23 protein-coding genes are annotated in these 20,306 nt (G+C 59.8%); 13 read left to right on the forward strand and 10 right to left on the reverse strand.

Features of this window, described 5'->3' with window-relative positions; all coding sequences use genetic code 11:
- Positions 1 to 54 precede the first annotated feature (54 nt).
- The 3 genes from BGIM_RS0141665 to BGIM_RS0141675 all read right to left on the reverse strand — a co-directional run bounded on the left by BGIM_RS0141665 (position 55) and on the right by BGIM_RS0141675 (position 1,997).
- On the reverse strand, positions 55 to 234 hold the full coding sequence (locus tag BGIM_RS0141665) for a hypothetical protein (RefSeq protein WP_020475527.1): 180 nt from the start codon (positions 232 to 234) through the stop codon (positions 55 to 57).
- 31 nt (positions 235 to 265) lie between these two features.
- Entirely contained in the window at positions 266 to 1,288 is a 1,023-nt protein-coding gene (locus BGIM_RS55300) for a DUF1559 domain-containing protein (protein WP_020475528.1), read from the reverse strand.
- A gap of 229 nt (positions 1,289 to 1,517) precedes the next feature.
- Positions 1,518 to 1,997, reverse strand: coding sequence for a hypothetical protein (locus BGIM_RS0141675; RefSeq protein ID WP_020475529.1), 480 nt, complete (start codon positions 1,995 to 1,997; stop codon positions 1,518 to 1,520).
- A 101-nt stretch (positions 1,998 to 2,098) separates the two neighbouring features.
- Between BGIM_RS0141675 and BGIM_RS64105 the strand changes: the two genes are divergently transcribed.
- Entirely contained in the window at positions 2,099 to 2,266 is a 168-nt protein-coding gene (locus tag BGIM_RS64105) for a hypothetical protein (RefSeq protein ID WP_020475530.1), read from the forward strand.
- A complete protein-coding gene (locus tag BGIM_RS64110) occupies positions 2,256 to 2,402 on the forward strand; it encodes a hypothetical protein (RefSeq protein WP_020475531.1) in 147 nt (48 codons plus the stop codon). The genes BGIM_RS64105 and BGIM_RS64110 overlap by 11 nt, the downstream gene beginning before the upstream one ends.
- 70 nt (positions 2,403 to 2,472) lie before the next feature.
- On the opposite strand, the gene BGIM_RS0141690 is transcribed toward BGIM_RS64110, so the two are convergent.
- Together BGIM_RS0141690 and BGIM_RS0141700 are read right to left on the reverse strand one after the other, a co-directional pair.
- A complete protein-coding gene (locus BGIM_RS0141690) occupies positions 2,473 to 3,228 on the reverse strand; it encodes a hypothetical protein (RefSeq protein WP_020475532.1) in 756 nt (251 codons plus the stop codon).
- Positions 3,229 to 3,272: 44 nt separating this feature from the next.
- Entirely contained in the window at positions 3,273 to 3,899 is a 627-nt protein-coding gene (locus BGIM_RS0141700) for a hypothetical protein (RefSeq protein ID WP_020475533.1), read from the reverse strand.
- Between the two features lie 335 nt (positions 3,900 to 4,234).
- On the opposite strand from BGIM_RS0141700, the gene BGIM_RS0141705 reads away from it, so the two are divergent.
- Positions 4,235 to 4,654 (forward strand): hypothetical protein, encoded by a 420-nt coding sequence (locus BGIM_RS0141705; RefSeq protein WP_020475534.1) that lies wholly within the window; start codon positions 4,235 to 4,237, stop codon positions 4,652 to 4,654.
- 294 nt (positions 4,655 to 4,948) lie between these two features.
- Here the strand turns inward: BGIM_RS0141705 and BGIM_RS0141710 are convergent, their stop codons facing one another.
- Positions 4,949 to 5,773 carry a hypothetical protein gene (locus tag BGIM_RS0141710; protein WP_020475535.1) on the reverse strand — a complete coding sequence of 275 codons (825 nt, stop codon included), beginning with the start codon at positions 5,771 to 5,773 and terminating at the stop codon, positions 4,949 to 4,951.
- A 231-nt stretch (positions 5,774 to 6,004) separates the two neighbouring features.
- Here BGIM_RS0141710 and BGIM_RS0141720 point away from each other — a divergent pair, with 231 nt between their 5' ends.
- On the forward strand, positions 6,005 to 6,271 hold the full coding sequence (locus tag BGIM_RS0141720; RefSeq protein ID WP_020475537.1) for a hypothetical protein: 267 nt from the start codon (positions 6,005 to 6,007) through the stop codon (positions 6,269 to 6,271).
- Positions 6,246 to 6,797 carry a GNAT family N-acetyltransferase gene (locus BGIM_RS0141725; RefSeq protein WP_072022316.1) on the forward strand — a complete coding sequence of 184 codons (552 nt, stop codon included), beginning with the start codon at positions 6,246 to 6,248 and terminating at the stop codon, positions 6,795 to 6,797. Before BGIM_RS0141720 ends, BGIM_RS0141725 begins: the two co-directional genes overlap by 26 nt.
- 70 nt (positions 6,798 to 6,867) lie before the next feature.
- Here the strand turns inward: BGIM_RS0141725 and BGIM_RS0141730 are convergent, their stop codons facing one another.
- Entirely contained in the window at positions 6,868 to 8,133 is a 1,266-nt protein-coding gene (locus tag BGIM_RS0141730) for a glucuronate isomerase (protein ID WP_020475539.1), read from the reverse strand.
- A gap of 541 nt (positions 8,134 to 8,674) precedes the next feature.
- On the opposite strand from BGIM_RS0141730, the gene BGIM_RS0141735 reads away from it, so the two are divergent.
- Positions 8,675 to 9,295: a DUF3800 domain-containing protein gene (locus BGIM_RS0141735; protein ID WP_020475540.1), complete on the forward strand. Its 621-nt coding sequence runs from the start codon at positions 8,675 to 8,677 to the stop codon at positions 9,293 to 9,295.
- Positions 9,296 to 10,594: 1,299 nt separating this feature from the next.
- On the opposite strand, the gene BGIM_RS59240 is transcribed toward BGIM_RS0141735, so the two are convergent.
- Positions 10,595 to 10,735, reverse strand: coding sequence for a hypothetical protein (locus BGIM_RS59240; RefSeq protein WP_020475542.1), 141 nt, complete (start codon positions 10,733 to 10,735; stop codon positions 10,595 to 10,597).
- A 66-nt stretch (positions 10,736 to 10,801) separates the two neighbouring features.
- Between BGIM_RS59240 and BGIM_RS0141745 the strand changes: the two genes are divergently transcribed.
- From BGIM_RS0141745 to BGIM_RS0141760, 4 genes are all read left to right on the forward strand, one after another.
- A complete protein-coding gene (locus BGIM_RS0141745; protein WP_020475543.1) occupies positions 10,802 to 11,407 on the forward strand; it encodes an RNA polymerase sigma factor in 606 nt (201 codons plus the stop codon).
- Between the two features lie 332 nt (positions 11,408 to 11,739).
- Positions 11,740 to 12,624, forward strand: a complete 885-nt coding sequence (locus BGIM_RS0141750) for a DUF6585 family protein (RefSeq protein ID WP_020475544.1) — start codon at positions 11,740 to 11,742, stop codon at positions 12,622 to 12,624.
- 506 nt (positions 12,625 to 13,130) lie between these two features.
- Positions 13,131 to 13,448 (forward strand): ArsR/SmtB family transcription factor, encoded by a 318-nt coding sequence (locus tag BGIM_RS0141755; RefSeq protein WP_029631748.1) that lies wholly within the window; start codon positions 13,131 to 13,133, stop codon positions 13,446 to 13,448.
- Entirely contained in the window at positions 13,441 to 13,902 is a 462-nt protein-coding gene (locus BGIM_RS0141760; protein ID WP_020475546.1) for an SRPBCC family protein, read from the forward strand. Before BGIM_RS0141755 ends, BGIM_RS0141760 begins: the two co-directional genes overlap by 8 nt.
- 172 nt (positions 13,903 to 14,074) lie before the next feature.
- Here the strand turns inward: BGIM_RS0141760 and BGIM_RS0141765 are convergent, their stop codons facing one another.
- Positions 14,075 to 15,076 (reverse strand): 6-bladed beta-propeller, encoded by a 1,002-nt coding sequence (locus BGIM_RS0141765; RefSeq protein ID WP_020475547.1) that lies wholly within the window; start codon positions 15,074 to 15,076, stop codon positions 14,075 to 14,077.
- 533 nt (positions 15,077 to 15,609) lie between these two features.
- On the opposite strand from BGIM_RS0141765, the gene BGIM_RS0141775 reads away from it, so the two are divergent.
- The 3 genes from BGIM_RS0141775 to BGIM_RS0141790 all read left to right on the forward strand — a co-directional run bounded on the left by BGIM_RS0141775 (position 15,610) and on the right by BGIM_RS0141790 (position 19,306).
- A complete protein-coding gene (locus BGIM_RS0141775) occupies positions 15,610 to 17,202 on the forward strand; it encodes an ABC-F family ATP-binding cassette domain-containing protein (RefSeq protein WP_020475549.1) in 1,593 nt (530 codons plus the stop codon).
- A 483-nt stretch (positions 17,203 to 17,685) separates the two neighbouring features.
- A complete protein-coding gene (locus BGIM_RS55305) occupies positions 17,686 to 18,351 on the forward strand; it encodes a histidine phosphatase family protein (protein WP_020475551.1) in 666 nt (221 codons plus the stop codon).
- Between the two features lie 199 nt (positions 18,352 to 18,550).
- The gene (locus BGIM_RS0141790) at positions 18,551 to 19,306 is read left to right on the forward strand and encodes a sensor histidine kinase (protein WP_040892022.1); all 756 of its coding nucleotides are present in this window, start codon (positions 18,551 to 18,553) and stop codon (positions 19,304 to 19,306) included.
- Positions 19,307 to 19,312: 6 nt separating this feature from the next.
- Here BGIM_RS0141790 and BGIM_RS55310 read toward each other — a convergent pair.
- Positions 19,313 to 20,306 (reverse strand): threonine synthase (locus tag BGIM_RS55310; protein WP_040892026.1); only part of this gene is annotated, 994 nt, incomplete at its 5' end.

The following is a 20,306-nucleotide window of genomic DNA, read 5'->3' on the forward strand; positions in this document are numbered from 1 at the left end:
CGTGAGAAATATCTTCTCACGCCCCCGCCGGCCTCTGTTCACAATGCCCGGCAATCAGTTTCGTTTGCTGCGATTCTCTTTCTGAAACGCCTTTTCCTGTTCATTAACCAATTCTTGATTTTTCTTGATCCCGGCATCCAGCAATTTGGGGTCCGAGACCTCGCCGGAATTTCCACAGCCAAGAAACGCCAGGGTGAAACCAATCACAAGCAATGTTTTCAGATGACGTCGCATGGCTCGATGCCTTTCGTTGAGAGAACCGGCTTTAGTTGAGTTGCAGGGTTTCGCCGCCGTTGCGGGTGCCGATCGCCTGCCAGACGGCGTTGTCGATGCCGAAGCGGAACATCCGGACCGAGCCGTCGCATTGAACGCCCATCACGCCGCCGGTGTGCGGGCCGCCGAAGGATTCGTTCCAAATCGTGACTTGATTGCCGGAGGCATCGACGACGTTCGGGGCTTCGATGTCCGGGCGGGGGGTGCGGTCAACCGTCCGCGTGGCGGCCGAGGGGCCGGCGGGCTGGCCGCCGTTGTACTGGTAGGAGTAGGTTCCGCCGGTCTGGCGGACCGCGCATTCATCCCAGCCGGCGTTCGGCCACACTTCGTTGTTGCCGCCGTCATTGGCGGTGGCGTATCGGCTCGGGTGCAGCCATTTCTCGGCGATCAGCAGGGTGTTCGAGGTGCCGTCGGTGATACTGGCCAGTTTCATCAGGCCGGTGGTCGTGTTCACCACCACGCCGTCAATGATGCCGGATCCGGCGCTGGTGGTGTCCGTCGCGGACGGGGTGCCGTTGGCAAAGTTCGTCCCGGTGTTGCCGTTGTAATCCCCGCGGGCAGTGCCGCCGACCAGCCGCACGCCGCCCCGGCTCGGACAATAGTACGTTTTGACCGGCGTCGCATACAGCGTGTTGACATTGATCGTCTTGAACACGTTGTCTTGTTCGAGATAAGGAAGAATCCAATACCGCCAGTTGAACCCGGCGCGGTCGTCCATCTGGCCCGCCGCGTTTTTGGTCGAGGCGTTCGGGTCGTTGTAGTTGCAGCACGTTTGATGGGCCGCCGGGGGCGTCTGGCCGTCCTGCCCGCCGGGGGGGAAGCTGCCGTTGGCGCTTTCATAATTGTGATACGCCAGGCCGATTTGCTTGAGGTTGTTGCTACAGCTCATGCGGTTCGCGGCTTCGCGAATCTTCTGCACGGCGGGCAGAAGCAGACCGATGAGAATCGCGATAATGGCGATCACCACCAGCAATTCAATGAGCGTGAACGCTCGACGACGATTGAAAACAGTCATGACAGACTCCGAGGCGAACAATAACCAACGCCAGAAGGACAGCGTTGGTTAAGTAAAAGGCATCAGCCCATGACTGACAAGCGACTTTGGGGCGATGTTTTTAGATTCTCACAATCATCACCGGCTCTTCGTTTATGAAAAGATTAGTGTTAAAATTCAGTGAAACATCCGTGTGCTTGGTGTGTGAAATTGATGAGTTAATAACGATTTGCTAATTGTCATCATCCGCTTAATCTTTCTTGATTTCCGGCTCCGGGGTTTCTTCTTCCCGCTTTGTTCCTTTCCCTTCGGGGAGTTTTTCCGGGAGTTCAATGTTCAACACATTGGGAGCGCCCTCAACGGTGACCGGTTCGGGAAGCGTCACCTCCAACCCCAGTTTCGCGCCGTTGCTCGGCGGATGATAGACGACCTTGTACTTCCCGGCGGGCACCCCCGGAGTGCCAACAGTGCGGCCAGTTTTGTCGGTGCGGAGCGTTTCGCCCTCAAAGGCACCGTCCTGGCTGACGGAGGCGTTCACGCTCAGCCCGGCCCCGGAGGAGACCTCCGGGATGAAAATCATCCCGCCCCCCTTGACCGGCTTTCCCCCCTTGGTCACGCGACCGCTCACCGGAAAAAGCTCCGGCTCCGGCCGGGATTCCGAACAACCCCAGAGAGGCGCCAGCAACATCAGCGGCACAAACAGGCGGCGAAATGAAACGCTCGGCGGCATGGTTCGTATTCCTTGATCGAAAGAAGGGGTCGCAACAGCCAGCGTATGGGCGGGATTTGACAATGCCGGGTTGGATTCAATGAACTTTGCGGGAAGTTTCGATGAACCCAGCCGGGCGGGACGAAACCGCGATCCAAGCCCCGCTGGCTGATGAACAAATTCATTGGAAAGCGAAACACTTTTGCATGGCGAACGCGATGAGTATCCTGATGGCGGCCGTCGCCTGGCTGCCCGGCGAGAGAGCGAAGAGGGGAGATCATGAGCATTGACGACGACGGCGGCGGGCTTTTCGGGTGCCGGCCGATTCTGTGCGTGGAAAGTGTCGCCCGCAGCATCGAGTATTATGTCCGCCGCCTTGGCCTTGCGCGAGCTGCGGCCCAAGACAACGACGATGGCGGGGTGTGAATCACTTCCGGGACTCACCGGTGCCCCGCCCGCTTGAGAAGCCGGTTCCAAAGATTGCGGCGCCGGCCGGTTAAAATTTGCGACTCTTCTTCGCCTCATCGCCAACCGGTTCCGCCGCCCGAGGCGGAGGCGGGTCCGTCGTCCCCTTTTCTTGGAATTTCACTCCCACCGGGCGTTGGGCTTCCCCTTTGAAACTACGGCTCACGTCCTTCATCACGCCAAACCCGACGAGGATTGCCCCAAAGGTCAGGCAGGCCATCCCCGGCGCCGCCGTGCCGAGGGACAATTGCCCGGCGCCCGCCGCCTTCGCCTTCAAATCAAGCGCCCCGGTGACGCCCGCCGCCAGCAAGAGGACGCCGACGGACGCGAAGAACAACCCGCCGACAAGGGCGAACGCAATTTGAACACCCGCCATGCGAATGTCGGCGCTGGCATACTCAAGCATCACGGCCAAGTCCGCCGAGAGCGTGTCCGGCTGGTCTTTGACGGCGGCCTCGCCAGAACCCTCCGGTTGGCCTTTTGGAACGGCCAGCTTTGGCGCGGATTCGGTCAGCCGCTCAAAATACGGCGACGGCCGTGTCATCGGGCCGAGCACGAAGACGACGAAATACACAAACAGGGTGACGAAAACCAGCAAAACGCCCCCGAACAGATAACCCAAGACCCGTTTGCTGACCTCATCCGGCGCGGCCGGGGCCGAAGGCGGCAACGGGGCGGGAGGAGGAGGAGGGTGATTCGCCGATGCTTCTGCCGTTCCCGCCGGAGCAGGGGTTGGGGCGGGGTGTTGCTTTGTTGGCAAGTTCTTGCCGGGTTCTTTGTCAGGCATGGATTCTGATCCTGGCGGATGTTTCCAAATGAGACGGACGGCCGCTATCTCACAATCTCGACGCCGCTGCCGGGGACGAGGGTGTCCGCGTCCGGCCCATCATATGCTCCGAAGGTCACTGGCGCGCTTTGCGGAACCGTCATCTTGACCGCAAACTTAACCATTCCTCCTTGAATGATGGGCAAGCGAACCACCAGCGGGATCGAGACCCGGACATCCTGCCCGAGCGCATTGGTCATTGTGGTCCCCAAAACCTGTTGCCCGCCCGCCCATCGTGCCTGCCAGGCGAACGAATTGGTGACGGGCTGGGTGTCCAACTGGTCATTGTCGATCAATCCCGTTTCGATCTGATACGTGGCGGTCTTGTTCGAGAATTGCGGGGCATGGAGACACACTCGCCATATCTCGGAATTCCCGGTGATCTTGAACGTGACCGTTTGCAGGGTTTCCTCGCCGGCCTCGGGCTTGCAGCGTATCCGCGCGAAGGCCATTTGGCCGGCGGCATTTTTGATCTCGAGCGGGAAGTAAATCCGTCGCTGCTCCCCCGCCGACTGAACGACGATATGCTTGCCCGTCAGGGGCGACTTGGTGAATAACACAGTGGCCGGATCGGCCGCGGCCAAGCCCGCCAGCAAGAGCGCCGTCAGAACGGCGAGCGGATAACGAACCATGTCAAGGCTCCTCGCGAGTGTTGTCTCGGATGGCAGGCCCGCCGCCGGAAGTGATGTCCGCAAGGGTTGAAAAGCGTCGGGCCATGCGAGTCAGTTCGAGGCAAGCCCCGGCGTATCGCCGGTCGGTTTGCCCCGAATCATCACCCTACTTTAACCACCCGGCCGGCGATTGCCATCAAAAAGAGAAAAAGCGGGGCCATCATCCTCCGAAAGATGCCCCCGCTTTTTCATGAATCGCCGGGTTGGCCGACGAAGTCGGGCCGGGGCGGCCCAAACGGTTTGGGGCCTCAATCGTCTAACAAGGTAAGCCGTTCATTTCTTGGGAGAGGGTTCGCATGAAACTCGTGATGGCCGGGCTGACGGCCGCGATGGTTTTGGGATTCACTGCGGACGTGTCGGCCGAGAAGATCCGGCCGCCGGTGAATGAGAAGCCGAAAGAGGGATCGGCCGCGCTGGAGCAAAAGCTCCTCGGCGACTGGAAAGGCGGCCCCTGCCAGGGAGACTGGACCTTCATGCCCGACGGCGCCTTCAACCTCAGCGCCTACTCGCCGGGCGGCATCAAAGCCGATGGCACATGGAAAGTTCGGTGGGACGCCCTGCCTCCCACCCTGATGATTACCTTCAAGACTTCCGACGACGACGACATGGTCGGCAAGACTTGGGAACTCAAACTTCTCGAACTCGATGACAACGCCGTCTCCTGGCAACACCCGGCCAACGAAAAGCCGACGAAGCATGTGCGACGGAAAAGGTGAGGAGTCGTCCGGTCGGCCTCGACGGACCGGGCACACGAGTTTTGAAGTTGCGCTTTTTGGATTTCAAAAAAATGGTTTTGGTATTGGCGAGCCGAGCAGCGTGAGCTGCCGGGTGGCTTCCGGCAGAGAAGGTGCTTCAGCCACGGGTTTAAGTCCGGCTGAGTAAAGGGGAAGCGGTTCGACTACCGGGAGCCACCCGGCAGCTTACGCTGCTCGGCTCGCCAATACCAAAAACAACCTCTGAAAACCCAAAACCTCAAAAAATCGCAACTTCAAAACTCGCAACAACGGTGTTCAATCCGACAGGCCGGAGGACGGTGGAACAACCGACGCGGGAACAAGGGGAATCACCGGTGCGGAAACGACGGGCGCGGCTGGCAACCCCGTGACGGGAACCACCGGCGAGGCCGGCGCGGGCGGCAGAATGGGCAAATCCTTGTGGGTCTCGTAGAGACGGCGGATTCGCTTGGTCATTTCCTCGCCGAAGTTCTGCAAGGCGACTTCCTTGGCCTTGGCGATGGCGTCTTTCTTGTCAATGATAAACGTCGGCCGGATGATCTTGCCTTCCCCCTCGCTTTCGGCCGTCGCATACAGATAACCATTGCCGACATCCACCAGCGCCCCGCGCGTCATAAACAGCGCGTCGCGGTGGCTGCCGGGGATGATATATCCCCCCACCACCGTCAGATTAAACGCGGCCGCCGGGTTGATATATTCATCCACTTGCGTGGTTCCCTTGATTGTCAACAAGGCATCGGCCCCGTATTTGGCGGCCGCTACTCGCAGTGACAGGAGGTTGCTGGATTTGTCCGCAAACATGTCAGAGATGAAGAACACATCCGACGCGATCCCCGCGTCCACCAACGTCTTCGCCCATGTTTCCAGCGATTGCTTGTCCTGCTGGCTCCAGCGCCAGGAATCCCCCTCGTCGCTCATATGAACCGCGATTTTGCAGGGGAACGACAATTGCGGCCTCAACGCCCGAATCTTGGTGATCTCCTCATCGGTGACGGTGATCGACTCCTTCGACATCCTCGCGGTCATCGCATCGCGATCAAATCCCGTGGCGCACCCGCCGAGCGCGCATGGCATCAACAGAAAAAGATGTTTCAATCGCATGAAATTCCCCCGATTACCCCGGTCCCCCGACCGCGGCCGACCATCAATCACATCATCATTTGGATGAACAACAGCCGCCCATATTTGACCGTTTGAATTGTGTCAAGGCGAACAACGGGCGGGGAATTCAACACCGTCAAACGCGGGTATTGGTTTTCCATCTGCGGCTTCCCCCGGCCCAACCCGCCCCCTAAAATAAACGCACCAAATCGTATGACGGAGAGATAACCAATGACGACAGTTGCAAAGGCGTGTCTCGCGGGCCTGCGGATGGGGTTGTTGGCGGCCTTGATGGCGTGGGCGGCGGCCGCCCCGCTGGTTTGGATCGTGCGGGATGGCCTTGGACCGGATGCGGTCGACAGCGCGGGGATTCAGTCGGTCAGCAAGTTCGCGGTGATGTGGGGGTTGCCGGCGCTAACGCTGGCGGTCGCCGTCGCGGGCCTGACGCTTGTTCAACGCCGCTTAGGCGCGAATGCCTTCGACGCGGCGATCCGCTAGGATTCGCCCGGCATGCAACACACGCTGGCGAAGGCGATGGCGCCCCGACTTGCGAACCAAGCGTCTCCGTGACATGCGAGAACATGACATGACATTCCGGGAGGCGACCCCGGCCGATGCCCCGGCCATTCTCCGGCTCGTTCGGGAGATGTACGACGGCGAGGGCATTCCCTTTGACCCCGACATGGCCGGAACCGCACTGTCAGCCTTGCTGGCCGATGCCGCCAACGGGTTCGTTCTGCTCGCGGAACAGGAAGACCTGATCGGTTACGCGGCGGCGACCATGTGCTTCAGCTTGGAGTTCGGCGGCCGCTTTGTCCTGCTCGACGAGGTGTTTCTCCGGCCGGAGGCCAGAGGCGGCGGAATCGGTTCCCGCCTGATCGGGGCGGTGATTGAACGCTCCCGCTCACAGGGCATCCGCGCGGTCCGGCTGGAGGTGAATCACGACAACTACGGCGCCAGCCGTCTCTATTCCCGCCTCGGATTCGTCGGACACGAGCGGCATCTGATGACCCGCTGGCTTTGAATCTGACGTAAATGCGACCGGCGACGCGGAGGCTGGCCCTCAAAGACCGGATTGGATCACCGGTCTTTGCTCAGACGTTGAATACTTCCCGCGTGTTGTCCCGTAAGAGGCGTTTACCCAAGGCGACCGCTTCCGTCTCCGTCAACTGGCCCGGCCGCACGAATTCGTCGGCCAGCACATTCGCCAGCACCCGGCGGTACATGTTAAACTTCGGCAGCACAAACTCCAGCTTGTAGGCGTCGCTGTAATAGCCGATCTGCTTCGTCTTCGGCACCGCCTGCAACCGGCCGGTGAGGTCGGTGCGGATTTGGGCGGGGATGTTGGAATACCACCAGTGCCCGCTGGTGATGACGTTCGGGAAAATCCACGAGTGGCTGACGAGCTCCTGATTCGAGATGCCGCACAGCACCGAGACGGGGAACTTCACATCAAGGAAGGCGTTGAACAACGCCCGGTATTGCAGCAAGGACGTTCGCTGGTCGAACAAATCCTGCCCCTGAAACACCCCCGTCTCGTAGACCCGGCGGTTGACGCCGATCATCAGGTCGAAGGGGAGCTTGAACTCCCGGCAATGCTCGGCCAGCATCCAGAAGACGGCCTGACTCGTCGCCACTTGCTCGGCATCCGTCGGTGCCTTCGCCATCAAGGCGGCGTCCAGTTCGGCATCGCTCACGGCGACGGGCGAAAAGTTCGGCGGCAAGGAAATGGCACAAGCCTTGGCGTTCTTGGCGGTGAACCGCTCGAACAACTTCCGCACGGCCGCCCGGACGGTCTTCGCATCCCCGGCTTGGATGCCGGTGACTTTGGCGAGTCGTTCCTTCGTGGCTGATTCATGCAGTTTGAAGACCAGCGTGTCCGTCCGCAGACAGGGGACGTACTTGGTGGTGTCGAAGCCTTCGAGCGGATCGTCGAATTCGTTGGTGAGGAAGATGGCCTCCAGCTTCGTCTTGGCGAAAACCTGTTTCTCCCAATCCGGCTGGGCGAAGGTCTTTTCGCCGAGGTCGAAGAGGGCGTCGGCATCCACTTCGTCGAGCCGGCGAATGTTCTTGCCGAGGAACACCCGGACGATTTCCATGAACCAGGCATATTGGGCCGTGTTGTCGAATCGCTCCATGTGGGCGATGATTGCCCGCACCCGGTCGCGGGGGGAGACATCCGGCTTCAACGGGGCCTGGCTCATCCCGGCCGAGTGGGCGAGTTCCGTGTAGTAGTGGTAGCCGAGAATGTCGTCGAGCGTTTTGGAAACGGGGCTAAGTGGCTCAATGTGCGAATGCGGGTCGATCAGGGGGATTTCGCACAGTGCCGCAAACAGGTTTTGGGAAAGTTGATCGGCCATCGGATTGGATTGGGTCTTGTAAGGAATAGGTGTCGAACCGCTGCATGTCTTACAGACTTCCGGTAGAAATTACAAACCGGCCGGGGGCAGGTGACAATCGCTCAAGGGTGCCAAATCCAATAAAAAATCTTAATTGATTACCAGATAATATTTTGAGTTGTTTTAACGAAGATTTTTAACGACCAAAATCATCTTTGGCACAACCCGTGCATTATTACCTTTCGTTGACAAAGAATGGTTGAAACCACCCCGACGGCCAACGACCTCCCCCCGGTCGAGCCGACGTCTCCCCCCGACGAACGGGTGGTTCCAAGAGTCCGGTTTTCGGACGATCTTCCCCCAAGATCGTCCGATCCCCCCGCCGGACCCGGCCAATGTCAACAACGACGACCCAAGGATTACCCCCCAATCCTTTCCCCCTCCTGATCTTGCGGCCGCCGTCCTCCCCCGGACGGCGGCCCTTTTCATTTGTACCCTGACTGAGTCAATCAACGCTCGTTTTGGGCGCTATTTCCCTCGCATCGCTCCCCGCCGTTGAATCATGCGCATTTACGTCGATGAGTCCGGCCAGCCAATGGTTGTCAAGGGTTCGTCGCCGACATTCAGTCTCGGATGCGTCATTTTTGAATCGCCTGACGAAGCGGAAACCTGCAATTTGGCGATTGAGGAATTGAAGAAAACACTTGGAGTTCGGGAATTCCATTATGTGAACCTGACTTCGGCGACCCGCAGGCTTTTTCTTCAAAAAGTGGCCTCATTTAAATTCGACTATGTCGTTCAGACAGTCATCAAACAGCGTTTAAAGCATGGGAACTGGAGCAAGAAAGGCTTCTTCTACGACCGCATTGCTTGCAAGCTGGCGGACGAACTGGAAGAGTACATTCGGATTGCCCATGCATGTCGTTTGACGGAACACTTAAATGGCAAAGTGATATGTGACAAAGGCCCTTCGCCGGAATTCATGCGGTCCATGGGCGAACATTTCAAGTCTTTTAAGGATGAAGAAGGTCGTTCGTTGATTGAAAAGGTGAGTTCGCAACGTTCCGAATCAAACAACTTGATTCAACTGGCTGACATGATCGTCGGCGCGGTCGTTCATCCGCTTCACGATTTCAGAGACATCATCCGGGAACGGAAGTTGTCCGAGTTGGAATGGCCATGACATAAAGTGGCTGAAAAAGCCACCGGGCGGCTGTTGGCAGCCGCCCGGTGGCAGGATCTTCAAAAAAAGAAGTGTTAGTCACGGCCCCTTCGTTTTGGAAGGAAAGGGGAACCCCTTGCCTTTTCGGATGGTCAGCCTACCGATCAATGATCCGTGCGACGTCCTATCCAAACCAAGAATCCCGTCTGATCAGTCACAACGCGAAACACCAAGAGCACTATGTAACACTTCTCCTCGTAAATTGTCGTCTCTTCAACCTGAAATGTCAATTCACATTCCGCCGGTCTTGGCTCGCTTTTTCAGGCTCATGACATGGAAAGGATTTTTCTTCAAAAGATTTCCACATTTTGCGCGAACCACTGGTTATCGAGTCCTCTCTGAGTGGTACCAAAGCCGGTGGGATCACCGGTGCTGGATTTTTTTGACAATTTCCAAGACAAGTTTGACTTGGGATGCGTTATAAAAACATGGTGGAACCCGGCATGGCGTTCATGTCGGGAACAATCAACAACCCTTACCTGTGTCGTTTTATCCTCGAGGTTTCTAACCAAACGTGTTGATCTAGCAATCATCAGAGTCTTCCGAATTATCCACGGAGACTCATCAATCAGCCGGAGGGCGTACCAATGACCAATCGTTACAACCAGCTCGTTCTCAACATCCGTCGCACCGCCAAACAGGCGGCTACGCAAGGATTTGTGGTCGATGCCGGTGGCGATCTGGGCGGGTCTCTCCCAATGGCTGTCCCAAGTGTGGGACGACCTCCCGTGTCGTCTGGTTCCTCCAGTTATCCGCTAATGTCACCCGGTTCCGCAGAACCCGCGAGGACATTGGAGATGGAGACCGAGGGGAACACCCCTGGCATGCGGACCTTGCTTTGTTGCTGGCGCGTAACCAGCCAACTAGAGGTCCGAAACCGTAGGGTCGCGTTTAAGCGTCCGGCGGCTCATGAACTTTCCGGCCATCACGATTACCCATCGCACGATGTCCGTCATGACCACCGCCTGCCGTTACGAACGAGAACCATTGCGAACAACGGAAAGTGAGGCGTCTTTCGGGTTCTTGATTGTCTGAAGTGTCCGCCACTGAATTTAACCGCGCACCTCCTGTGCGCTTGTGAATGAAGTTCAAAGCCTTCGGATAGCGAGAGACCGGAATGATTGCCTTTCCGTCAGCCGGGGGGAACACATCCAGTGTTCCCAACATTGAAATTTTGAGGCGTTTCGGGCGGGAATATCCATCTACTTAGATGGTTTCCCGCTGATGAATTGGTGACAATTCATCCCCCGTTGTCGTGCGTTACGACGCCGGGACCAGCCGAGCCGCTTCGCCATACAACACCGTCGCCGCCACAGCGGCCCGGTCGTTCACCCACGGGTGTGCGGTCGGGTCGCCGGGGGCCGAGGGCGCCTCCCCCGCACGAGATCCGCGGGAGGGCATCCCCTCATCCCCGTTGAACCGGCCCGGTGCGATCGCGAACACGGATCCGCACGGGATAGATCCATCATGAGCTGGAACGAAATCACGGACTTGGTTTTGCAAGCCCAAACGGGGGACCGGGACGCTTACGGGGAGCTGGTTCGCCGATTCGAAAAGGCGGTCTTCGGGATGGCCCTCGCCCGCGTCCACGATCCGCTGGAAGCGCAAGAACTGGCCCAGGAAGTCTTCATCCACGGGATGCGGAAGCTGCCGCAACTGCGTGATCCCCGTTGCTTCGCCGGCTGGTTGCGGCGAATCACGGCCCGGATGGCCATCAACCGGCTGAGCCGCAAAGGCCCGGTCAACGGGGCCGAGCCGGACTTCCTGGACAGCCACGAAGGCAAGAGCGTCGCCCCGTTGGACGAGATCGAACGCACGGAAGCCAAGATCGAACTCCACGCCGGGTTGAAGCAATTGAAGGAACTCGACCGGCTGACGCTGGAAGCGTTCTACCTGCGTGGCCGCAGCCTGAAGCAGATGAGCCGGGAATTTGAAACCCCGGTCGGGACGATCAAGCGGCGTCTGCACGTCGCCCGGTTGCGGCTGAAGGCCGTCCTCGAAGGCAACCGCCCGGCCAGCGAGTACGCCGACAGCACGGGCGTGATGGACCACGAACTGGCGACCGCTGTGTGAACGCCCGAAGTAGATTTTGGTTTTCGGAGCCGGTTTTCCGTTTTAGTGTTGATATCGGCGGGGTTGATCCCCTATGGTGTTTGCACGAAGCATAAGAAACCGGCTTCGAGAACCTTGTGAAACCAATCCCCTCTTAATGAGGGATGAAGAATATCTGAAGCTTGAGTGTGGCCGCCGGGCCGCACGGACGGAGGGGCCAACAAGCCCCTCCGTTTTTTTTCGTCCGGCGGGAACGCCAGACGGCCATGATGGCGCTGGCATGCCAATCAAGGCCCGCGTAAAATCATCGGGCCGGAGCGATTCGCGACAGTTCCGCCCGCCGGAAAATCATCATGGACGAAGACGAGGAAGAATCCTTTCGCCGAAGTGCCCGACTGAAGCAGGCGCTCGCCCTGCACGGCGAAGACACGATTGAAGAGTACGAGTCGGATTTGCTCGACACGCTGGTGTTGTCGCTTCCGTCGTTGCTGGCGCTCGTATTGTTTGCCGGGGCGGTCACGGGGGTGGTTCTCTCGTCGGACTGGCTCCGGTGGGTGTCGGTTGGCGTCGCGTTGTTGCTGGCCAAATTGGCCTTCGACGCCGTCCGGGCGATTGGATGGCTTGCTCAAAATCACGGCTGGATGGCGCTGGTCTATGACGACCGGCTTGTTCTTCGGCATGACTCGGATGTCCGGGAATATTTTTGGGAGGACATGGAGGCCGTCTATGTGCATTCACGCGCGGCGAGGACCGAATTTTTCTGGGAGGAAGAATTCCCGAACAAAGTCTGGATGGAGACATGGCCGCCGAGGATTCGTTTCTGGAGGGAATGGATTGAGATTCAAACCAACGATGGGAGTCGTGTGCGAATCCCGTCCGGCATCTCGGAATACGAGGGGTTGATCGCCACGATCCAAAGCGAGGTGTCCGACCGCCTGCTCAACGGACTGCGGCAACGGTTTCACGCGGGCGAATCTCTGGCATTTGGCCCGTTCACGGTCCGGCCGACCGGTCTGGAAGTGGACGGCGAACTCTTGGAATGGGAACGCCACCGGGAAACCTGGACTCACAAGAATTTGTTTTGCACGGACAATTGGGAAGGCGTCCCCTTGGGCAAGCATGTTCCGCTGGAGGAGGTGCCCAACCCCGGTATGGTGGTCATGCTGGTCACGGATATCACCTCCGATTACATTTATTTGTCGGACGAGGATGAAGAGGACGAAGACGGCGAAGAATAACCCGGCCGGATGCCCGATCTTCGCCGGATCGGAGACGGCGAAAAATACTCTCATCGGCCAAGGGTGTGGCAAATCTTTCGGGCACTCTTTGACGGTCTTCATTCGCGCCAACCAGCGTTGATGGTATTCGCCCCAAGGGGGCGCTCGAAAATAGCCAGGGGCGGTTTCCGCCCCTGGAAACATCGGCCAATAATGGGTTTCCGCCCCAACGGGGCGGCACTTGTCTGATGTGCCGCCCCGTTGGGGCGGAAGCAGGGGGAACGGTCGTATTCCAAGGGCGGAAACCGCCCTTGGCTATTTTCGAGCGCCCCCTTGGGGCGAAAGCCATTGGTCGGCTTGAGCAAACGCGAGAAGCGACAAGTGCCAGAATGATTTGTCACCTCCTCGGCCAGTGCGGCCGACAATCACTGAAAATGATGAATCGCCAACGCCTGCCAAACCCTCTGTGAAAAATCCCGCCCTTGACATGCAACCATTTGGATGCATAATTGGGCATGGAATCCGACATGGACAATGTGTTCAAGGCGCTGGCCGATGCCAGTCGGCGGCGGTTGCTTGATTTGCTGCGGGCGGACAACGGGCAGACGCTGGGGAGGCTCTGCGAACATCTGGACATGACCCGTCAGGCCGCGACCAAGCATCTCAAGTTGCTGGAGGAGGCCAATCTGGTCGTCACGATCTGGCGGGGCCGGGAGAAGTTGCATTACCTCAATCCCGTCCCGATCCATGAGATCGCGGATCGCTGGATTGGCCAATTCGAGCGCCACCGGTTGCGGGCGCTCGACGACCTGAAGAAAGCTCTTGAAGAGGAAAACGATGTCTGATTCGCGCTTCGTGTATGTGACCTACATCCGCACGACCCCGGAAAAGTTGTGGAACGCCCTGCTCGACCCGGAGTTCACCCGGCAATACTGGGTGGGTACCTGGCAGGAATCCGACTGGAAACCCGGCGCCCCGTGGAAGATCATGATCCCCGACGGCCGGATCGCCGACAGCGGCGAGATCATCGAGATCGAGCCGCCCCGGCGGCTCGTCCTGTCGTGGCGCAACGAATTCATCCCCGAGATGCGCGAAGAGGGTTATTCCCGCATGACCTATGAACTCGAACCCGTGGGCGAATCGGTCAAGCTCACCATCATCCACGAAATGGACAAACCCGGCACGAAGTTCATCGCTAGCGTCTCCAACGGCTGGCCGCACCTGCTGTCCAGCCTCAAGACCCTCTTGGAAACCGGCGAATCATTGGTTGAAACCCGCCGATGGCCGGAGACGATGTGAAATTCAACAGGCGTCTTCCTCGCGATATTCAAGAGCCCCGCTGCGTGAGCAGCGGGGGTGGCCGTCACACTCTGGAGGCCACCCCCGCCGCTCACGCAGCGGGGCTCTTGGGATCATTTGCAAACGTAAACGTCTTTGACATTCACACCATTCATCAGCGGGCATCAAGCAATCACTTCACCCGCACCAGTTTCATGATGCGGCCGGAGACGTTCCAGTCTTGGACGTAGAGGTTGCCGTCTTTGTCCCAGGCGGAGCCGTGGGTGCCGCTGAAGGCGCCTTCGACCCATTGGTCTTGGGGGATGCCGAAGTTGGCGCCCTTTTTGGGGTCTGGGTTTTTGCCGAGTTCGGCGACGATTTTGTTGTCCTTGCCGATGATCGTCACCCAGCCCTTGAGGTCCGGCACGGAGACATAGTCCCCCTGCACAATCGCGGAGGTCGGCATGCCCAAACCGGTGATGACTTCGCCAAGGAATTCCCCTTCGAGGGAGTAATGCACCAGACGGCCGTTGGGCGAGTGGTTGCGATCGCAGATCAACAGCCGGGGGGGCGTGTAACGGGTGTCCAGGGTCATGCCGTGGGCGGTGTTGAATTCCTTGAGGCCGTTGCCCTTCGTGCCGAAGTGCATGAGATATTTGCCGGTCTTGTCAAACTTGAAGATGTGGTTGCTGGCGTAGCCGTTGGACAGATAAATGTCGCCGTTCGGGGCGACGGTGATGGCCGTCGGGCTGAACTGCTGCCGGGTGAGCTTCAGGCCCGACTCTTCCGGATAAGGGAGTTTCAAAACGATGTCGCCGGTTTTGGTGTTGAGCTTGACCCCCTCGGCGTTGTTGTTGCGGGCGCCGTAGAGGAACTCAGCATCCCCTTCCTGGTTGATTTTCAGGTCATGCATGTTGGAATACTTGTCGCCGAGGAAGCGATTGATGACCTTGCCTTCGGGCGAGAAGACGAACACGCCAAGGCTGGAACTGGTGTAGATGCTTCCATCCTTGCCGACGGCGACGCCGCCGTGCGTCGATCCGAGGACCGACTTGCCCTTCTCGTCGAGGCCCCAGCCCGGAACCGTTTCAAAGGTCATCACACCGGCGCCCGTCTTCACGGGGGCCACTTTTTCCGCAGCCGGCGCGAGGCCGAACGCCAGGGCGAGAACAAGACAGGCGAATCGGTACTTCATTGACAACAACTCCTGATGGTATGGCCGGGTTCGTCGAACGCGCGAACGTGCGAAAGTTTGACCGAACGCGACCCGTTGAGAGGTCATGGGGAGGGTCATTATCCGCCCCCCGGAACGGGATTGCAACCATCGATTTCGATTCGGCGCCATCGGCCCGAAAATCCCCGGTCCCGGTTGAAAAAAGCTTGACACTGGCGGGCTGATCGGCCATATCCCGTCAACGCCAATGGTTGACGCCGAGTCAGCCGGGCGATTGGCCAACCGCACGCATTACTCAGGCAGATCCCGCCAGCATGTAAGATCATCTCCGGACATTTTCACCACTCCACCCGACCATCGGCCCCGCGCTGATTTGGCCGGCCGGTCCTCGCGTCCATTCGATCAGACCAACCCGGTCTCACACCGGCTTGCCGCGAACCCGGCACGCACACGGCTTGTCATGCCATTTGTGCCCCGTTCCCGGAGAAGCCAGTGATTCGATTGATGACGCGAGATTTCATCGGTCCCCGTTCATCATCGGAGCAATCACCACAATGGCTTCCTCCATTACCCTGTCCAATCTCTCATGGGCCACGCCGGACGGCCGGGCGATTTTCTCGAATCTCGAACTGACATTTGGCCCGGTTCGCACAGGTCTCGTCGGCCGGAACGGCGTGGGGAAGACGACGCTCCTCAAGCTCATCACCGGCGAATTGCGCCCCCAATCGGGGAAAGTCTCCCTCAACGGCGGCACCCCCGGCGTCTTGCGCCAGACGGTTCAAGCCGACCCGGAGGAAACGGTCGCCGACCTTTTCGGCGTGACGGCGGCACTGGCCGTGCTGCGCCGGGCCGAGACCGGCACGGCCACCGACGAAGAACTGGCCGACGCCGACTGGACACTGGAAACACGCCTCGCCGCCGCCCTTGGCCGCTTGGGGCTGGATATCCCCCCGGACACGCGGCTGGCCACGCTGTCAGGCGGCCAGAACACGCGGGTCGGGCTGGCGTCGCTCATCTTCCGGGAACCGGATTTTCTCCTGCTCGACGAGCCAACCAACAACCTTGACCGGGAGGGGCGCGAAGCGGTGATTGATTTCCTCGCCACCTGGCGGGCCGGGGCGGTCGTCGTCAGCCACGACCGGGAACTTCTCGAAACAATGGAGGCCATCGTCGAACTGACCACCCTCGGCGCCACGCGCTACGGCGGCAACTGGAGCGCATACCGCGAACTCAAGGCACTGGAACTGGAGGCTGTGCGGCGGAATCTGGCCGATGCCGAAAAGCGGATCGCCGAGGCCGCCCGCAGCGCGCAGGCGACCGTCGAACGGCAGGCGAGAAGAAGCGGCGCGGGCAAGCGGAAGGGGGAAAAAGGGGGCACGCCGCGCATCATCCTCGGCGGCATGAAAGACCGGAGCGAAGACACGAACGGCATGAACGCCCGGCTGGCCGAACGCCGCCGCGAGGAGGCTCTTGAGGCGGCCGCCATTGCCCGCGAGCGCATTGAAGTCCTCCAGCCGCTCGCCGTCAAACTCCCGCCGACGCATCTCTCCGCGAACAAGACCGTCTTGAAGATCGACGCCGTCACCGCCGGTTATGAGCTTGGGAAGCCGATCATTCGCGACCTGACATTCACCATCGCCGGGCCGGAGCGCGTGGCCGTCACCGGGCCGAACGGTTCCGGCAAAACAACATTGCTGGCGCTCATCACCGGCCGGCTGGCTCCGTGGTCCGGGACGGTTCAAGTGATGACCGGCTTCGCCATGCTCGACCAGCGGGTAAGCATTCTCGACCCGTCGGCCTCCATCCGCGACAACTTCCGGAGGATCAACCCGTCGGCGGACGAACACGCCTGCCGAACCGCGCTCGCCAAGTTTATGTTCCGGGCCGACGCCGCTCTCCAAACCGTCTCCACCCTGAGCGGCGGCCAGTTCCTGCGGGCCGGACTTGCCTGCGTGCTGGGCGGGGCGACGCCCCCGCCCTTCCTGATCCTCGACGAGCCGACCAACCATCTGGACATCGACTCGATTGAGGCGGTCGAAGCCGGGCTTCGCGCCTACGACGGCGCCCTGCTGGTCGTCAGCCACGATGAATCGTTTCTCAAGGCCGTGGGGATTTCCCGTCGGCAGGAATTAAAGGCGGCCTGTTGACTTTGGCAAAAGCCCGCGCGTAACATGTCCATATACCGCCGTCGGAAGTCTGATTGAGTTTGATTGATCGAGTTGAGTTAGATGCAAGGTTTGATTGATCGAGTCGAGTTAGATGTGAGGCGGTATATCAGGGACTGAGGGCCAGGAACCACACCGGTTAACAGCCCCCAGTCCAACTCTAGCCGCGATTTTCAGGCAGCCTTCGCCAGACAGAGATGTTTTGGCGTTAGAGCGAAGGATGCCGGGGAATCGCGGCGTTTTTCATTTCCAAGGGCATGGCAAATCCTCCGGGCGATCTTTCACCCCCTTCATTCGTCTCCAACCGCGTTGATGGTTTTCGCCCCAACGATAAGCACGTCGTTTGTTTGTGTGGGCCGGAACGATTGACCATCCACTAACGCGGTTCGTCTTCGCCAGTCTTTGCTTTCCAAACTTCCCGCTTCCATGTATCCTTCCCCAAATTCCACTCGCGGGGGAAATCGCATGACGACCCGGGTTCTCCTGATTCGGCACGGCGAGACGGCCAAGCCGGAACTCTTCCACGGCTACGAGTCCGACATTGATCTTGGTGTGCGAGGATACGCGCAGGCCGAGGCCCTCGCCCCCGTGATCGCCGCACTCAAGCCGGATGCGTTGATTAGTTCCGGCATGTTGCGGGCTGTGCGCACGGCTGAGGCCATCTCGCGGGCCAGCGGACTGCCCCTGCGGATCGAGCCGGAACTCCACGAACGGAAGGTCGGATCGTTGAGCGGAATGCCGGTCAAGGGGGAGTTTGGGGTATGGCCGGACACGCTGGCAAGATGGTTGAACGGGGAGACCGGGCACGCCCCGGAAGGCATGGAATCCTTCGACGATCTGGCCCGGCGGTTGCTGCCGGTGTGGGATCGGCTGACTGCGGAATTTGCGGGGAAAACCGTCGCGATTGTGGCCCACGGAATTGTGATTCGGGTGATTTTATTGAGCGTGTTGGAGGGGTATAATGTCGCCGATTGGCCCAAACTTGGCCGCGTCCAGAATGTCTCCGTGAGTGAGTTGACGGGGGACGGGAGACATTGGAAGGCGGCGAGAATCGGCGAGGTTCCCGAGGAAGTGCGGAGGTTAAATGAGACGCCGGAAATCCAACCCCCCGAAGCCCCCAAACCCGTCTGAGGAGTCACCCGCCCCGGCCCTCGATTTTCTCGGCGTTTCCCAGTCTTCGGCGGTCAAAAGACCCCCTCGCATGTTGTTTGTTTCCGATGAAGACGCCCGATCGGAACAACCGATACCACCTACCGAGACGGATATCACACCCTCGATCGGGACGAACGAGCCGCCGCTGACCGGCCCGTCGTCCACCGGAGACGAGTTCATGACCGGCCCTGACGTCCTGCCTTATGCCGACGAAACCGAAAGCCTTCGTCAGCAATTGTTGCAGGCCCAGCGATTGAGCAGTGTCGGGGCGCTGGCCTCCAGCGTCGCGCATGAATTCAACAACATCCTGACCACGGTCATCAACTACGCCAAGCTCGGCCTGCGCGGCGCGAGCGAACCGGGCCAAAAGCAGGCGTTTGAAAAGATCCTCAAGGGGAGCAACCGCGCCGCCCTGATCGTCAGCGGGATGCTCGGCTTCGCCCGCAACAACTCCACCCGCCGCGAACAGACGGACATCGTCCAGCTAATCGAGGACGTGCTGGTCCTTACCGAGAAGGACCTGAGCAAGCACCGCATTCAGGTGGACAAACGCTATCACTCCAAGCCGGTCATTCCGGTCGTTGCCGGGCAAATCGAACAGATTCTCATCAACCTCATCATCAATGCCCGGCAAGCCATGTCTGGCGGCGGCCGCCTGCGGATTGATGTCCGCGACAACGCGGAAGCGGGCATGGCCGAAATTCGCATCGCCGACACCGGCGTGGGCATTCCGGCCGAACACCTCCGCATGATCTTCGAGCCGTTTTACACCACCAAAGATCCGGACGAAAACGGCCACGGCGGCACCGGCCTCGGCCTGAGCGTCTGTCGGCAGATCATCGAACAGCACCACGGCCGCATCCGCGTGGAGAGCATCGTCGGCAAAGGCTCGACGTTCACGCTGAAACTGCCGCTGACCCCGCCGGATGAGTGATGGTGTTCAGCCCGCGTTGATCTGCCCCAACACGTCCGCGTGCCGGTTGATCGTCGGCAGGTTGGGCGGCAGGGCTTCGATGTATTTTTGTGCCGCGCCGGTGTTGAAGACCACGACCTCTTCGTGTGGCTTCACCCGGCCGTCGGCGAGCAGCTTTTCCAGCACATCAAAGCAGACGGCTGTTTCCGGGCAAATGCTGATTCCCTCGGCCGATCCCGACCGCACCATCCACGGGCCGATGGCGTCTTCCCGGCCCGTCACCGCCAGACCGCCGCTCTCGCGGATCGCATCCAGAATCATGAAGTCCCCGACGGCGACCGGAACCCGCAATCCGCTGGCCGAGGTGCGGGCGTTCGGAAACAACTCGGCAAAGCGTTCCCCCTTGTCGAAGGCGGTCACAATCGGGGCGCATCCCTCGGCCTGACAACTGATGAACCGGGGCATCTTGTCGCTGGTCAGCCAGCCGAGTTCCTTCAATTCATGGAATGCCTTCCACATGCCGATGAGGCCGGTGCCGCCGCCGGTGGGGTAGAGGATCACATCGGGCAACTTCCAGCCGAGTTGCTCGGCCAGTTCCAGACCCATCGTCTTTTTCCCCTCGATCCGGTACGGCTCCTTGAGGGTGGAAAGATCGAACCAGCCCATCGCCGGGGCCAGGTCTTTCACGATCTTGCCGCAATCGTTGATGAGGCCGTTGACGCGGAAGGCTTTCGCCCCGAATTGCATCACCTCCATCTGGTTCACGCCGGGAGTGTCCTCGGGCATGAAGACGTAAACCTCCAACCCGGCCCGCGCCCCGTAGGCCGCCGCCGCCCCCCCGGCGTTCCCGGCGGTCGGCAACGCCAGCCGTTTGACGCCGAGCCACTTGGCCATGCTCACGGCCATCGTCATCCCGCGAGCCTTGAAACTTCCGGTGGGTAGCTGGCTCTCGTCCTTCACCCACAAATTGGGAAGTCCAAGTTGTTTGCCCAACCGGGGGCACTTCAACAGCGGGGACATG

Source organism: Zavarzinella formosa DSM 19928, assembly GCF_000255705.1.
GTDB lineage: Bacteria > Planctomycetota > Planctomycetia > Gemmatales > Gemmataceae > Zavarzinella > Zavarzinella formosa.

Coding starts and splice junctions, on each gene's coding strand:
- BGIM_RS0141675 (WP_020475529.1), bottom strand. CDS start 1,997: ATGCCGCCGAGCGTTTCATTTCGCCGCCTGTTTGTGCCGCTGATGTTG.
- BGIM_RS0141735 (WP_020475540.1), top strand. CDS start 8,675: ATGCGCATTTACGTCGATGAGTCCGGCCAGCCAATGGTTGTCAAGGGT.
- BGIM_RS0141755 (WP_029631748.1), top strand. CDS start 13,131: ATGGACAATGTGTTCAAGGCGCTGGCCGATGCCAGTCGGCGGCGGTTG.
- BGIM_RS0141665 (WP_020475527.1), bottom strand. CDS start 234: ATGCGACGTCATCTGAAAACATTGCTTGTGATTGGTTTCACCCTGGCG.
- BGIM_RS55300 (WP_020475528.1), bottom strand. CDS start 1,288: ATGACTGTTTTCAATCGTCGTCGAGCGTTCACGCTCATTGAATTGCTG.
- BGIM_RS0141720 (WP_020475537.1), top strand. CDS start 6,005: ATGACGACAGTTGCAAAGGCGTGTCTCGCGGGCCTGCGGATGGGGTTG.
- BGIM_RS0141745 (WP_020475543.1), top strand. CDS start 10,802: ATGAGCTGGAACGAAATCACGGACTTGGTTTTGCAAGCCCAAACGGGG.
- BGIM_RS0141725 (WP_072022316.1), top strand. CDS start 6,246: ATGCCTTCGACGCGGCGATCCGCTAGGATTCGCCCGGCATGCAACACA.
- BGIM_RS0141775 (WP_020475549.1), top strand. CDS start 15,610: ATGGCTTCCTCCATTACCCTGTCCAATCTCTCATGGGCCACGCCGGAC.
- BGIM_RS0141730 (WP_020475539.1), bottom strand. CDS start 8,133: ATGGCCGATCAACTTTCCCAAAACCTGTTTGCGGCACTGTGCGAAATC.
- BGIM_RS0141760 (WP_020475546.1), top strand. CDS start 13,441: ATGTCTGATTCGCGCTTCGTGTATGTGACCTACATCCGCACGACCCCG.
- BGIM_RS0141765 (WP_020475547.1), bottom strand. CDS start 15,076: ATGAAGTACCGATTCGCCTGTCTTGTTCTCGCCCTGGCGTTCGGCCTC.
- BGIM_RS64110 (WP_020475531.1), top strand. CDS start 2,256: ATGAGCATTGACGACGACGGCGGCGGGCTTTTCGGGTGCCGGCCGATT.
- BGIM_RS59240 (WP_020475542.1), bottom strand. CDS start 10,735: ATGCCCTCCCGCGGATCTCGTGCGGGGGAGGCGCCCTCGGCCCCCGGC.
- BGIM_RS0141750 (WP_020475544.1), top strand. CDS start 11,740: ATGGACGAAGACGAGGAAGAATCCTTTCGCCGAAGTGCCCGACTGAAG.
- BGIM_RS0141790 (WP_040892022.1), top strand. CDS start 18,551: ATGACCGGCCCTGACGTCCTGCCTTATGCCGACGAAACCGAAAGCCTT.
- BGIM_RS0141710 (WP_020475535.1), bottom strand. CDS start 5,773: ATGCGATTGAAACATCTTTTTCTGTTGATGCCATGCGCGCTCGGCGGG.
- BGIM_RS0141705 (WP_020475534.1), top strand. CDS start 4,235: ATGAAACTCGTGATGGCCGGGCTGACGGCCGCGATGGTTTTGGGATTC.
- BGIM_RS55305 (WP_020475551.1), top strand. CDS start 17,686: ATGACGACCCGGGTTCTCCTGATTCGGCACGGCGAGACGGCCAAGCCG.
- BGIM_RS0141690 (WP_020475532.1), bottom strand. CDS start 3,228: ATGCCTGACAAAGAACCCGGCAAGAACTTGCCAACAAAGCAACACCCC.
- BGIM_RS64105 (WP_020475530.1), top strand. CDS start 2,099: ATGAACCCAGCCGGGCGGGACGAAACCGCGATCCAAGCCCCGCTGGCT.
- BGIM_RS0141700 (WP_020475533.1), bottom strand. CDS start 3,899: ATGGTTCGTTATCCGCTCGCCGTTCTGACGGCGCTCTTGCTGGCGGGC.